The 12,050-nt window shown below is 64.6% G+C and carries 15 protein-coding genes; 2 read left to right on the top strand and 13 right to left on the bottom strand.

The window, feature by feature from the left end; all coding sequences use genetic code 11:
- Positions 1 to 75 precede the first annotated feature (75 nt).
- Both ACOYW5_RS02790 and ACOYW5_RS02785 read left to right on the top strand, forming a co-directional pair.
- Positions 76 to 1,269, top strand: coding sequence for a bifunctional 2-C-methyl-D-erythritol 4-phosphate cytidylyltransferase/2-C-methyl-D-erythritol 2,4-cyclodiphosphate synthase (locus ACOYW5_RS02790; RefSeq protein WP_423067738.1), 1,194 nt, complete (start codon positions 76 to 78; stop codon positions 1,267 to 1,269).
- Position 1,270: 1 nt separating this feature from the next.
- The gene (locus tag ACOYW5_RS02785; RefSeq protein WP_423067737.1) at positions 1,271 to 1,759 is read left to right on the top strand and encodes a CinA family protein; all 489 of its coding nucleotides are present in this window, start codon (positions 1,271 to 1,273) and stop codon (positions 1,757 to 1,759) included.
- On the opposite strand, the gene ACOYW5_RS02780 is transcribed toward ACOYW5_RS02785, so the two are convergent.
- From ACOYW5_RS02780 to ACOYW5_RS02720, 13 genes are all read right to left on the bottom strand, one after another.
- Positions 1,756 to 3,174: an amidase gene (locus tag ACOYW5_RS02780; RefSeq protein ID WP_423067736.1), complete on the bottom strand. Its 1,419-nt coding sequence runs from the start codon at positions 3,172 to 3,174 to the stop codon at positions 1,756 to 1,758. The genes ACOYW5_RS02785 and ACOYW5_RS02780 overlap by 4 nt on opposite strands.
- A 140-nt stretch (positions 3,175 to 3,314) precedes the next feature.
- Positions 3,315 to 3,746 carry a type II toxin-antitoxin system RatA family toxin gene (locus ACOYW5_RS02775; RefSeq protein WP_423067735.1) on the bottom strand — a complete coding sequence of 144 codons (432 nt, stop codon included), beginning with the start codon at positions 3,744 to 3,746 and terminating at the stop codon, positions 3,315 to 3,317.
- Positions 3,739 to 4,695, bottom strand: coding sequence for a lipoyl synthase (lipA, locus tag ACOYW5_RS02770; RefSeq protein WP_423067734.1), 957 nt, complete (start codon positions 4,693 to 4,695; stop codon positions 3,739 to 3,741). The genes ACOYW5_RS02775 and lipA overlap by 8 nt, the downstream gene beginning before the upstream one ends.
- A 9-nt stretch (positions 4,696 to 4,704) precedes the next feature.
- A complete protein-coding gene (locus ACOYW5_RS02765; protein ID WP_423067733.1) occupies positions 4,705 to 4,956 on the bottom strand; it encodes a GlsB/YeaQ/YmgE family stress response membrane protein in 252 nt (83 codons plus the stop codon).
- A 117-nt stretch (positions 4,957 to 5,073) separates the two neighbouring features.
- Entirely contained in the window at positions 5,074 to 5,331 is a 258-nt protein-coding gene (locus ACOYW5_RS02760) for a GlsB/YeaQ/YmgE family stress response membrane protein (protein WP_423069392.1), read from the bottom strand.
- Between the two features lie 38 nt (positions 5,332 to 5,369).
- Positions 5,370 to 6,812, bottom strand: coding sequence for a dihydrolipoyl dehydrogenase (gene lpdA, locus ACOYW5_RS02755; RefSeq protein WP_423067732.1), 1,443 nt, complete (start codon positions 6,810 to 6,812; stop codon positions 5,370 to 5,372).
- Between the two features lies 1 nt (position 6,813).
- Positions 6,814 to 7,413: a GNAT family N-acetyltransferase gene (locus ACOYW5_RS02750; RefSeq protein ID WP_423067731.1), complete on the bottom strand. Its 600-nt coding sequence runs from the start codon at positions 7,411 to 7,413 to the stop codon at positions 6,814 to 6,816.
- The gene (locus ACOYW5_RS02745; RefSeq protein ID WP_423067730.1) at positions 7,410 to 8,054 is read right to left on the bottom strand and encodes an SGNH/GDSL hydrolase family protein; all 645 of its coding nucleotides are present in this window, start codon (positions 8,052 to 8,054) and stop codon (positions 7,410 to 7,412) included. The genes ACOYW5_RS02750 and ACOYW5_RS02745 overlap by 4 nt, the downstream gene beginning before the upstream one ends.
- 1 nt (position 8,055) lies before the next feature.
- On the bottom strand, positions 8,056 to 8,571 hold the full coding sequence (locus ACOYW5_RS02740; protein ID WP_423067729.1) for a hypothetical protein: 516 nt from the start codon (positions 8,569 to 8,571) through the stop codon (positions 8,056 to 8,058).
- A 7-nt stretch (positions 8,572 to 8,578) separates the two neighbouring features.
- The gene (locus tag ACOYW5_RS02735) at positions 8,579 to 9,949 is read right to left on the bottom strand and encodes a pyruvate dehydrogenase complex dihydrolipoamide acetyltransferase (protein WP_423067728.1); all 1,371 of its coding nucleotides are present in this window, start codon (positions 9,947 to 9,949) and stop codon (positions 8,579 to 8,581) included.
- Positions 9,950 to 9,955: 6 nt separating this feature from the next.
- Positions 9,956 to 10,399, bottom strand: coding sequence for a nucleoside deaminase (locus ACOYW5_RS02730; protein ID WP_423067727.1), 444 nt, complete (start codon positions 10,397 to 10,399; stop codon positions 9,956 to 9,958).
- Positions 10,400 to 10,401: 2 nt separating this feature from the next.
- Positions 10,402 to 10,677 carry a DUF5076 domain-containing protein gene (locus tag ACOYW5_RS02725; protein ID WP_423067726.1) on the bottom strand — a complete coding sequence of 92 codons (276 nt, stop codon included), beginning with the start codon at positions 10,675 to 10,677 and terminating at the stop codon, positions 10,402 to 10,404.
- Between the two features lie 4 nt (positions 10,678 to 10,681).
- The gene (locus tag ACOYW5_RS02720; RefSeq protein ID WP_423069391.1) at positions 10,682 to 12,040 is read right to left on the bottom strand and encodes a pyruvate dehydrogenase complex E1 component subunit beta; all 1,359 of its coding nucleotides are present in this window, start codon (positions 12,038 to 12,040) and stop codon (positions 10,682 to 10,684) included.
- Between the last annotated feature and the right edge of the window lie 10 nt (positions 12,041 to 12,050).

The raw sequence follows: 12,050 nt of genomic DNA, 5'->3' as shown, positions 1-12,050 counted from the left end.
GCGAGGCCACTTGCAGTGCCGGAGGGCCACCGATAGAGCTTGCCGCGCCAGCTAAGGGGCTCTTGTGAAACGACTATGACAGGTCCGCGCAGCATCGCCGTCATCGTTGTCGCGGCAGGTCGCGGCGAACGCGCCACTGCTAGCGGAGACGCGAGGCCGAAGCAATACCGCAAGCTTGCGGGCATAGCAGTGTTGTCGAGGACGATGGGCGCATTCCTCGATCGGGCCGACATTAGCTGGATCGTACCGGTGATCAACGCCGAACACGCCGAGCGCTACGAGGCCCTCGGGCTTGCTGATCCGCGCCTGCTGCCACCGGTTCATGGCGGCGCCAATCGTCAGGCATCGGTGCTGGCGGGGCTGACAGCGCTGGGGCCCAAGCGGCCGGACCTGGTGCTGATCCAGGACGCGGCGCGACCACTGGTCCCTGGCGAAGTGATCGACGGCGTGATCAAGGCCTTGGCCGGGGCGGAAGCGGCGCTGCCGACCGTGCCGGTGACGGACACGATCAAGCGATCGATCGACGGCAAGACGGTAACGGCCACGGAAGACCGTAGCACGCTGTTCGCGGCGCAGACCCCGCAGGGGTTCCGCTTTCCGCAGATCCTCAGCGCCCACCTGCGCGCCGGACGCATGCCGCGAGAGTTCACCGACGATGCGGCCATCGCCGAATGGGCAGGGCTCACGGTAGCCCTCACCCCCGGCAGCACGACCAACATCAAGATCACACACCCGGAGGATTTCGCCCGCGCGGAGCGCCTCCTGGCCCAGGAGGCGCCCATGGAAACGCGGGTCGGCAGCGGGTTCGACGTCCATCCGTTTGACGTGGGTAACGCCGTGTGGCTGGGCGGCGTCGAGATCCCGCACACGCATAAGCTCAAGGGGCACTCCGATGCCGATGTAGCGCTGCACGCCCTGACGGACGCCATCTATGGCGCGCTCGGCGAAGGCGATATCGGCAAGCATTTCCCGCCCTCCGATCCGCAATGGAAGGGCGCTGCATCGTCGATCTTCCTCATACACGCCGCTGGCCTCGTCGCCGAGCGCGGCGGCCGGATCGTCAACCTCGACGTCACCATCGTCTGCGAGGCGCCCCGCATCGGGCCGCATGTCGAAGCGATGAAGGCCGCGATCGCTGGAGCCTGCTCGATCTCGCCGCGCCGCGTCGCCATCAAGGCGACGACAAGCGAAGAACTCGGCTTCACCGGTCGCCGCGAAGGTATCGTGGCCATGGCAACGGCAAGCGTAGAGCTGCCGCGGGAGGATTGAGATGAAGCTGCCCGAGGACATTGCTGCACTCGCCGCCGAAACCATTGCCGCCCTCAAGGATGCGGGCCTGACCATCGCGACGGCCGAGAGCTGCACCGGCGGACTGATCGCCGGCGCGCTGACGTCGATCTCCGGATCATCGGACGTGGTCTATGGCGGGTTCGTCACCTATTCCAACGAGGCCAAGATCGCCATGATCGGCGTGCCCTTCGGAATGTTGCGGCAGTTCGGTGCCGTGTCCGAAGAAGTCGCCATCGCGATGGCGGACGGCGCGCTGACGGCGGCTGGGACGCACGTGGCGGTGGCGGTGACAGGGATCGCGGGGCCGAATGGCGGCAGCGACGACAAGCCGGTGGGGCTGGTGCATTTCGCCGTCGCGACCGAGGACGGCACCACGCATCTGCGCCAGGTGTTTCCCGGCAACCGCGACGAGGTCCGGCACGCAACCGTGGTCCAGGCGCTCAGGCTCGTGCTGAAGGCTGTGGCCTAGACTCCGGCCGGCCGCCTATTGATCCAGCCCGTCGCCCTCTCGATGGCATTACCGAGCGACAGCAGCCTGTGCTCGCCGCGCATCGGCCCGACGATCTGCAGGCCGAATGGCATGCCGCTGTCGGTGAAGCCGCCGGGCGTGACGAGGATTGGATGCGCGGTCATCGTCAGGCGGCAGGCCATGCGCTGCCACTTGAAGTAGCGATCGAGATTCACGCCATCGATCTCACTGACCCACTCGACTTCGGCGGGTGGAGCGGTCACAGGCGTGGCTGGCGTCACGAACACATCGTAGTCGCGCAGCAGCGCCGCCATGCGCAGGAAGATAGCCGTACGCTCCCTGATGCCCCAGGCCAGCTCCTCGGGCGGTGTCGCGGCACCCTGCCGGATGTTCCGCAGGTAGTCGGGCCTGAGAAGCTCAGGTTTCTCCCAAGCCGCTTTCGGCGCGTCCATGAAGAAACCGAACATTTCGATCACTTCCCAAGCCCGGTCGGCGGTCGAAAGGTCGAAGTCGACATCCTCGATCTTGCAGCCGAGGCGTTCGAGCGTCTCGCGGGCCCGCGCATACCCCGCCCGGACCTCGGGATCGATCGGCAATCCCCCGGCATCCTTGCTCCAGGCAATGCGGATGTCGGACAGGTCGACGTCGGCGAGGCGCAGGAAGATCGACGGGTCCTGGTCGATGGACGTGGCACTGATATCTGACACCCCCGACATGGCGGCCAGCAGCAGGCCGGCATCCTCCGATGAGCGAGCCATCGGACCCAGCACGACATGCGGCGTCCAGGCGTCACCGAAGCCCTCGAGCGGCACGCGGCCGGGAGAGGTGCGCAGTCCCACGATGTTGCAGAACGACGGCGGGTAGCGGATCGACCCGCCGCTGTCGCCGCCATCGGCGAACGGCAGCAGGCCTGCCGCCACTGCGGCACCACCCCCGCTCGAGCCGCCGGCATGCTTGCTAGTGTCCCACGGGTTGCGGGTGACGCCGAACACATCGTTGAAGGTCAGCGTGCCGACGCCATAAGCCGGTGCGTTGGTCTTGCCGATGATCAAGGCACCAGCGGCCCTGATCTTGGCGACCATGGCGACATCGCGATCCGCTAGGGGATCGTCGAGGTGGGCACGCGATCCGAAGCTCGTGGGAAAGCCCCTTACGTGGTTCAGGTCCTTGATCGCAATCGGCAAGCCATGCAGGACGCCGAGCGTATCGCCCGATGCCCGTGACCGGTCGGCGGCCTCGGCGTGCGCGAGTGCCTCGCTTGCCGGCAACATCGACACGATCGTGTTGAGCTTGGGGTTGGCCTCCTCGATGCGTGCGAGGAATGCCCGCATCACCTCGACAGCGGAGATCTCGCCGGTGGCGACGAGTTGCGCCAGCTCCTTGGCGGAGCGGTAGTGCAGAGGTTGGTCGGTCACGGGTGGCGCCTTGTCGGAGGTGAGGTCACCTCATCAAAGCAAGCGCCGTGCCGCTCCGGAAGCCCCTAAAGGCCCGTCTGACCCGTCGCTTAACCGATGGACCGCACAAGTCTGAGGCAGCACGCCACCGTGCCGGGCAGTCAGCCGAACCGGCGGTCAGCCTCATCCTCGAACGCATCGATGATCTCGCCCTGCTTCGCCGCGAAGGCCGGCTCGGCCACGGCGGCAATCAGTGGGTTCGAGATCTTGAAGTCGATGTCGAACCGGATGCGCGAGCCCTCACCTTCCGGCGTGATCGTCCACTTGCTGTCGAGATAGGCGAAGGGACCGTCGGTAGCCTTGGCGGTGATGGTGAGCGCCTGCGGGTCGGCCACAACGCGACTGGTATAGGCCTGAGTGACCGGTCCGAAGCTGATGGTCATGCGCGCCAGGGTGGCACCGCTTGCGTCGTCACGGACTTCCATCGCCTTGCAGTTCGGGATGAAGCGCGGGTAGGCCTCGAGATCCGATATGAGGTCGAACATCCGCTGCGGCAGGTGCGGCGAGTGCCGCTCGATGAAGAGATCAGGCATGGGCGAGTTTGGCCATCCGTGCTGCGCGAAGCTTCTCGAAATCCTCGCCGGCGTGGTGCGATGAGCGGGTCAGCGGGCTCGACGAGACCAGCAGGAAGCCCTTCGTCGTCGCGACGGTAGCGTAGGACTTGAACTCTTCCGGCGTGACGAACCGGTTGACCGCGATGTGCTTCTTGGTCGGCGCCAGGTACTGGCCGATGGTGAGGAAATCCACATCGGCCGAGCGCAGGTCGTCCATCAGCTGCAGGACTTCGTTCCGCTCCTCGCCGAGGCCGACCATGATGCCGGACTTGGTGAACATGGTCGGATCGAGTTCCTTCACCCGCTGTAGGAGGCGGATGGAGTGGAAGTAGCGGGCGCCGGGGCGGACCTTGAGGTATTTCGACGGCACCGTCTCGAGGTTGTGGTTGAAGACGTCGGGCTTTGCCGCGACGACGATCTCGAGTGCGCCTTCCTTGCGGAGGAAGTCGGGCGTCAGGATTTCGATCGTGGTCTTGGGCGTCTTGGCGCGGATGGCGCGGATGACCTGGGCGAAGTGCTCGGCGCCGCCATCCGGGAGATCGTCGCGATCGACTGAGGTGATCACCACATGCGCGAGGCCGAGCTTGGCCACGGCATTGGCGACGTTCTCGGGCTCCATCGGATCGAGCGCCGTCGGCAGGCCGGTGCGCACATTGCAGAACGCGCAAGCGCGGGTGCAGATCTCGCCCATGATCATCATGGTCGCGTGCTTCTTGGACCAGCACTCGCCGATATTGGGACAGCCCGCTTCCTCGCACACCGTGACGAGATTGTTCTCGCGCACGATCTGATGGGTCTCCTTGTAGATGGGAGAACCCGGCGCCTTGACGCGGATCCAGTCCGGTTTGCGCAGCATCTCGTTTTCGGGCCGGTTGGCCTTTTCGGGATGGCGCGGACGGGTATCCAGGCTGTCGATGAGAGTAACCACGGAGCGTTCCTAGCCGGCAATGAGCCTGGCGATGACGACAACGATGATGGCCCCGACAGTCGACGTGATGATCTGGCTGACGATGGGGCTTTTGATGCCGAGGTTGATATTGAGGGCAGTGAACAGGTAACCGCCCACGAACGAACCGATAATGCCGCTCACGAGATAGGTGATCAGTCCGCCGCCACCGACGATCAGGCTGGCGAGAAAACCAGCCACGATGCCGATGACGAGGAAAATCAGCAGTGAACGTGTATCCATGCGACCCATTTGAACTTCTCCCCCAAATTGCTTCTGCGGCAGACCCATCATCTTACCCTCGATTGACCCAGCCTCGATATCGCGTTGCGACATCGCTGGTTCAACCCCGGCGCACCCCTACTTGGCGACGAGTCGTGCCACGAGGATCACAACGATAGCACCAATGGTGGCCGTGACGATCTGGCTGACGAGGGCGTTACCGATCGGCAGTTCCACCTTGGCCAGCGTGAGCAGGTAGCCGCCGACGAAAGAACCGATGACGCCGACGATCAGGTTCCGCAGTAGCCCGCCGCCACCGAGGATCAGGCTCGCGATCCAGCCGGCTAGAAGGCCAATGGCGAGGAAGATGAGGAGTGAGGTGATCTCAGGCGACATGAGCGGGATGTCCTCGGGAGGGATCGGGTGGTCCATTGCTAGATGTTCAGGGCACGGCCGTAGGCATCGAGCACGCTTTCCTTCATCGTTTCCGACAACGTCGGATGCGGGAAGATCGTGTGCATCAGGTCTTCCTCGGTGGTCTCGAGGCCCATGGCGACGACGAAGCCCTGGATCAGCTCGGTGACTTCCGCACCGACCATGTGCGCGCCCAGGAGCTCGCCAGTCTTGGCATCGAAGATGGTCTTTACGAGACCCTCGGGCTCCCCCAGCGCGATGGCTTTGCCGTTACCGACGAACGGGAAGCGGCCGACCTTGATCTCCCGACCGGCTTCCTTGGCCTTGGCCTCGGTCAGTCCGACGCTGGCAATCTGCGGCTCGCAATAGGTACAGCCGGGCACCTGCAGCTTGTTGAGCCCGTGCACGCCCTTGAGGCCAGCGATGGTCTCAACGGTGATGACAGCCTCGTGCTCGGCCTTGTGCGCCAGCATCGGCGGGCCGGCCACATCGCCGATGGCCCAGATGCTCGGCACATTGGTGCGGCCATAGTGGTCGATGGAGATGGCGCCACGGTCGATCTTCACGCCCAGCGCCTCGAGGCCGAGGTTCTCGGAGTTGCACTGCACGCCCACGGCGGAGATCAGAGCATCGGCTGCGATTTGCGATTTCTCGCCGGTCTTGGGTTCGATATGCGCAACGATGCCGTCCTTGGTCTTTTCGACCTTCGACACCTTGGCATCGGTGATGATCTTGATGCCGCGCTTCTCGAAGCGCTTTTTCACATGCGCGGCGATCTCGGCATCCTCGACCGGCAGGATGGTCGGCAGCAGCTCGACCACCGTCACCTCGGCGCCGAGCGAGCGGTAGAAGCTCGCGAACTCCATGCCGATGGCCCCAGAGCCCATGATCACTAGCGATTTCGGGAACTTCGCCGGCTTCATCGCCTCGAAGTAAGTCCAGATCTTCTCGCCATCGGGCTCGATGCCCGGCAGCACGCGCGGTCGCGCCCCGGTGGCTATGATGATGTTCTTGGCCTTGTAGGTGCCCTCACCCAGCGCGTTCTTGGGGATTGGGCCCTGCGGCTGCACGATGGCTTTCTTAGTCGGCGCTACCTTGATCTCGGTCGGCGAGGTCAGCACCGCCTCGCCCCAGATGATGTCGACCTTGTTCTTCTTCATCAGGAACTGGACGCCATTGTTCATCTGCGCCGCAATACCGCGCGAGCGCTTGACGATGGCGTCGAGGTCGAAGCCGAACTGTTCAGCCATCAGCCCGTAGTCTTTGGCGTGCGCCATATGGCCATAAACCTCGGCCGTGCGCAGCAGGGCCTTGGTTGGGATGCAGCCCCAGTTGGAGCAGATGCCGGCCATGTGCTCGCGCTCGACGATTGCAGTCTTGAGGCCCAGCTGTGCCGCGCGGATCGCCGCGACATAGCCGCCGGGGCCGGCGCCGATGACGATGAGATCGTATTGGTCAGCCATGCTAAATGTCCTTCACCATCAAGAGCCAGTCTTTGCCCGGCTGCGTTCCATCCGGATATTGCTGCATCGGTCGCGCAGCGGCGACCGAGAAGCCGTCGCGCTCATAGAGTTGGCGCGCGCCGGTGTTCTTGTCTTCGACGATCAGGGCGAGACCCGATCGTCCGGTTTCGGCCCGCTTTTCCTCAGCGAGTGCGATGAGCTTTCCGCCGATCCCCTTGCCGCGCCAGGTCGTGTGGACCGCGAGCATGGAGAGGAACCACTTGCCCCCGGCGAGCCACTCGAGCTCGACAATCGGCCTCAGGAAGGTCGCGGCCCTCGGAACCGGCGGCATCGGCGGCATGACGTCGGGTTCTGGATAGCCAAGCACCATGCCAACGATCTCGCCGTCACTCTCCGCCATGTAGGCATTGCGCCAGTTGAGATCGCTGCTCTCGTCCAGCATATCCAGACGCCCGACTTCCGCCGGATCGTATGTGCCCTCGGCCCGGGCATCGTTACGCCAGCCCATGCCGACACCGCCATGGGTCGCGATGTTGACCAGCAGCGCCACCTCGGTCGCATCGGCCTTGATGGCCGGGCGGATGGTGATCGGCGCGGTCACAGGCCCAGCACCTCTTTCACCAGCGGGGCAATGCCCTCGCCGATCTTGCGGGTATTCTCGGGGTCAAGATGGACGCCATCGGCCGGATGGGGCTGCGCAACAGTCGACGCGTCGAAGAAGCCGGTGCCGTATTCCTCGGCGCGCTGCTTGTACCAGCGGGCGAAGAGCTTCGACTGCAGGATCGCGTCGTCGCCGAAATGAAGCATCATCTCAGGATGGTCCGTCTCGCTGAGATGCGGCGGGGCGACGAGGATGATCTCGGGGGCGATGTCGCCGGGCTTCTGGTAGTGCCCGCGCACGATCTGGACCAGCCGGCGCATGCCGTTGGCCGCTTCTTGCGCGGTACGGCCGTGGAACGGCTTCAGGTCGTTAGTGCCGAGCATGATGATGACGAGATCGAGCGGCGAGTGCGACGAGAGCAGCGTCGGCAAGATGCGCGAGCCGTTGCGATCCGCCGCATCCCACCAGTCGTCGTGGACCGTGGTCCGGCCGCCAAGACCCTCGGCGATCACGCGTGCCTTGCCGCCGAGCGCCTTCTCGAGCGCTGTCGGCCAGCGATCTTCATAGGCATGGCGCGCACCGCCCGGGATCGGGTTGGCGCCGAACGTCAGGCTGTCGCCGAAGGCGAGGATGGTTTTCATCTCAGAGCCCCAATTGCTTTGCGACGAACTTAAAGTCGACCTGCCCGCCCCGCAGCGGGATTGGGCCGGTGGCTCCAGCCTTCAAACCGAACACGTTTCCAGCCGCGCGCTGCTCGATCAAAGTTCGTGCGGATTCCAGAACGACACAGGAGCCGCCCTGGTTGATCCCGTCAAAGTCCATGCACAGCAACGTTTCGTTGTCGCCTAGCCAGCCAGCTTCCCAGGTTCCGCCTTTGACCGTCAGGTCGCCCGCCAGACCGCGCCACAGGGCCAAGCGGCCACTCGGAGCAAAATAGACAAATGACGCACCGTTGAACGGATACGCCGCGGTGGAATTCCGCGATCTCATGATGAAAGTGTGATCGGAGAAAAACGCCTTGATCTCGGCGCCAGACGCGGCGGCGACCTTCTTGATGCCCGACGCGCCCACCTTCTCAACAGCAATCTCGGCCTGTGCACCGGTCGCCGCGACAGACACAGCGACAGCCAGCAACATAGCCGCGAGGAGCTTGCTCATCTCGGCCTCAAGCCAGCATCATCACGGGGGTTTCGATCAGGCCCTTGAACGCGGCAAGAACTTCGGCGCCCAGCGCTCCGTCGACCGAGCGGTGGTCACAGCTGAGCGTCACGGTCATGAAGTTGCCGGTCTTGATCTGGCCCTTCTCGACATAGACACGCTCTTCTCCGGCGCCGACCGCGAGGATCGTGCCGTGCGGCGGGTTGATCACCGCCTGGAAGTTCTTGATGCCGTACATGCCGAGATTGGACACGGACGACGAACCGCCCTGGTACTCGTGCGGCGCCAGCTTCTTGCCGCGAGCACGGGTGGCGAGGTCCTTCACTTCCTCGGAGATTTTGCGCAGCGACTTCGTATCGCAGGCCTTGACCACCGGGGTGAAGAGGCCGCCCGGCACCGCAACGGCAACCGCCACGTCGGCATGCTTGTGGTAGAGGATCGAGTCCCCGGCCCAGGTGGCGTTGGCGGTCGGCACCTTCATCAAGGCGGCCGCCCAGGCCTTCATGACGAAGTCGTTGACCGAAAGCTTGTACTCGGGCTTGCCGTCCTTGGATTTGGGCGCCGCAGCATTGATCTGCTCGCGCGCTTCCAGCAGCGCGTCGATCTTGCAATCGAGCGACAGGTAGAAGTGCGGAACGGTCTGCTTGCTCTCGGTGAGGCGCGCGGCGACGACCTTGCGCATGCCGTCGTTCGGCACGAGCTCGTAGCTCCCCTCGGGATAGAGTGCGAGCACCTGCGCCTTGGTCATGCCGCCAGCGAGTGCAGCGCCGCCGGTAGCCGCGGCTGCCGCGGGAGCCGGAGCGGCCTTGAGCGGCGTCTTGCCCGACTTGGCGGCTTCGATGTCGGCCTTCACCACGCGGCCGTGCGGGCCGGTACCGGAGACGGCAGAGAGTTCGATGCCCGCTTCCTTGGCGAGCCGCTTGGCCAGCGGCGAGGCGAAGACGCGTGTGCCGTTTGCTGCTGCGGGGGCGGGAGCTGCCGCGGAAGCCGGAGCAGCCGCGGGCTTGGCCGCCACGGGAGCAGCGGCGGCGGGAGCCGGGGCTGCGGCAGGCGCCGCTTCTGGAGCTTTGGCGACCGGAGCCGGAGCGGGCGCTGCGGCCGGAGCGGGCGGGGCCTTCACATCCGCTGCGCTCTCGCCTTCCGTGAGGATGATGGCGATCACGGCGTTGACCTTCACGCCTTCGGTACCCTCGGGCACGACGATCTTGCCGACCGTACCCTCGTCGATCGACTCGACTTCCATGGTCGCCTTGTCGGTCTCGATCTCTGCGATCACGTCGCCGGAGGAGACTTTATCGCCCTCCTTGACGTGCCACTTGGCGAGCTTGCCCTCCTCCATCGTGGGAGAGAGCGCGGGCATGGTGATGTTGATGCTCATGGTGCCTTACTCGCCGATATCTTCGTTCCAGAGTTCCGGATGCGCGGCGATGAAATCCGCCATCATGTGCTCGCAGCGCTCTTCGTGGTAGTCGACCACGTCGACGCCTGCCAGCGTCATGACATCCTGGAACCCTTTGAAATTCTTGCTCTCCGCTACGACCACACGGGAGATGCCGAACTGGATGATGGTGCCGGTGCACATCATGCAGGGGCTGAGCGTGGTGTAGCAGGTGACATCCTTGTAGGTGCGCTGCCGGCCGGCGTTCTGGATCGCATCCATCTCGCCATGCAGGATCGGATCACCCTTCTGCACCCGCCGGTTATGCCCGCGCCCGATGATCTCGCCGTTGCGGACAAGCACCGAGCCAATCGGAATACCGCCCTCGGAGAGCCCGAGCTGAGCCTCCGCATAGGCGGCATCGAGGAACTTCTGGTCTTCCGTGTCCATGCTCATTTCACGATAGTGGAGCTGAAGGCAATCCACTCCTCATCGAACTGCTGCTTCATGGCAAGAAGCGCGCTGACCTGGGACATTCCCAGGTCGTTGGCGTAGAGTTTTGCAGCCTCTTTGGCTACCTGGGCCAGGATCACGCCCCACAACGCTGGGTCATCAAAGCGACGTCCGAGCCCCATAAACATGGAGTTGTGCGCAAACCAGACCCGAAAGACCTCGAAAGCCGCAGGGTCGGACAGCGCTTGTTCCGGAATTGGAACCTCATCCGCCATCGCCTTAACTCCGATACGTCACGGCATTCACCGCCGCGATGACCTCGTCGACGCTCGGGAGCGCCAGCTTTTCGAGGTTGGCGGCGTAGGGCATCGGCACGTCCTTGCCGGTGACGCGGGTCGGCGGGGCGTCGAGATAGTCGAACGCCTCGGCGACCACCACGGCGGCCAGTTCGGCACCGATGCCGCCCTGCGGCCAGCCTTCCTCAACGGTGACCAGGCGCCCGGTCTTCTTGACCGACTCGATGACGGTCTTGGTGTCCATCGGACGCAGGGTGCGGAGGTCGATCAGCTCGACATCGACGCCGGCGGCGACCAGCTTCTCTGTGGCCTGAGTGGCGTAGCGCATGCCCATCGAGAACGAGACGATGGTCACGTCCTTGCCCTGGCGGGCGATGCGCGCCTTGCCGATTGGCAGCACGTAGTCGTCGACCTTGGGCACGAGGCCGGTCGAGCCGTAGAGGATTTCGTTCTCGAGGAAGACGATCGGCGTGTTCGAGCGGATCGCCGCCTTGAGCAGGCCCTTGGCGTCGGCGGCCGAGAACGGCGCGACGACGTGAAGGCCGGGAACATGGCTGTACCAGGCCGAGTAGTCCTGGCTGTGCTGCGCGCCGACGCGGGCCGCCGCTCCGTTCGGGCCACGGAAGACGATCGGCGCCGAGACCTGGCCACCCGACATGTAGAGCTGCTTGGCGGCGGAGTTGATGATCTGGTCGATCGCCTGCATGGCGAAGTTCCAGGTCATGAACTCGACGATGGGGCGAAGACCGGCGAAGGCTGCGCCGACGGCGAGGCCGGCAAAGCCGTGCTCAGTGATCGGGGTGTCGATGACGCGCTTGGAGCCGAACTCCTGCAGCAGGTTCTGGCTGATCTTGTAGGCGCCCTGGTACTCGGCCACTTCCTCGCCCATAAGGAAGATGTCTGGGTCGCGGCGCATCTCTTCGGCCATGGCCTCGTTGAGCGCCTGGCGCACCGTCATTTCGACCATCTCGACGCCTTCCGGCAGGTCGGGGTCGGAGGCAACTTCGAGGATCGCGACGGGAGCAACGCCGGCGGGAGCGACCGGCGTCGGCGACGCCACGGCCTCCGCAACCGCTGCGGCGGATACCGGCTCAGGCAGGCGCTGGGCGGGTTCGGCATTGACCTCGCCGGGCTCTTCCCCTTCACCAAGCACGATGGCGATCGGTGCATTCACCTTCACGCCCTCGGTACCCTCGGGCACGATGATCTTGTTGACGACGCCGGTGTCGACGCTCTCGACTTCCATTGTCGCCTTGTCGGTCTCGATCTCGGCCAATACGTCGCCGGGTTTTACCGTGTCGCCTTCCTTGACCAGCCACTTGGAGAGTTTCCCCTCCTCCATGGTCGGCGAC

The sequence above is a fragment of the Devosia sp. CN2-171 genome (genome assembly GCF_049354815.1).
Lineage (GTDB): Bacteria > Pseudomonadota > Alphaproteobacteria > Rhizobiales > Devosiaceae > Devosia_A.
Note: the sequence above shows the minus strand (reverse complement) of the source record. Positions and strands in the feature narration are given on the sequence as shown.

What these genes read in the sequence shown, in the direction of transcription:
- ACOYW5_RS02790 (WP_423067738.1), top strand. Translation starts at nt 76, where the DNA reads ATGACAGGTCCGCGCAGCATCGCCGTCATCGTTGTCGCGGCAGGTCGC.
- ACOYW5_RS02785 (WP_423067737.1), top strand. Translation starts at nt 1,271, where the DNA reads ATGAAGCTGCCCGAGGACATTGCTGCACTCGCCGCCGAAACCATTGCC.
- ACOYW5_RS02775 (WP_423067735.1), bottom strand. Translation starts at nt 3,746, where the DNA reads ATGCCTGATCTCTTCATCGAGCGGCACTCGCCGCACCTGCCGCAGCGG.
- ACOYW5_RS02765 (WP_423067733.1), bottom strand. Translation starts at nt 4,956, where the DNA reads ATGGATACACGTTCACTGCTGATTTTCCTCGTCATCGGCATCGTGGCT.
- ACOYW5_RS02760 (WP_423069392.1), bottom strand. Translation starts at nt 5,331, where the DNA reads ATGTCGCCTGAGATCACCTCACTCCTCATCTTCCTCGCCATTGGCCTT.
- lpdA (WP_423067732.1), bottom strand. Translation starts at nt 6,812, where the DNA reads ATGGCTGACCAATACGATCTCATCGTCATCGGCGCCGGCCCCGGCGGC.
- ACOYW5_RS02745 (WP_423067730.1), bottom strand. Translation starts at nt 8,054, where the DNA reads ATGAAAACCATCCTCGCCTTCGGCGACAGCCTGACGTTCGGCGCCAAC.
- ACOYW5_RS02740 (WP_423067729.1), bottom strand. Translation starts at nt 8,571, where the DNA reads ATGAGCAAGCTCCTCGCGGCTATGTTGCTGGCTGTCGCTGTGTCTGTC.
- ACOYW5_RS02735 (WP_423067728.1), bottom strand. Translation starts at nt 9,949, where the DNA reads ATGAGCATCAACATCACCATGCCCGCGCTCTCTCCCACGATGGAGGAG.
- ACOYW5_RS02730 (WP_423067727.1), bottom strand. Translation starts at nt 10,399, where the DNA reads ATGGACACGGAAGACCAGAAGTTCCTCGATGCCGCCTATGCGGAGGCT.
- ACOYW5_RS02725 (WP_423067726.1), bottom strand. Translation starts at nt 10,677, where the DNA reads ATGGCGGATGAGGTTCCAATTCCGGAACAAGCGCTGTCCGACCCTGCG.
- ACOYW5_RS02720 (WP_423069391.1), bottom strand. Translation starts at nt 12,040, where the DNA reads ATGGAGGAGGGGAAACTCTCCAAGTGGCTGGTCAAGGAAGGCGACACG.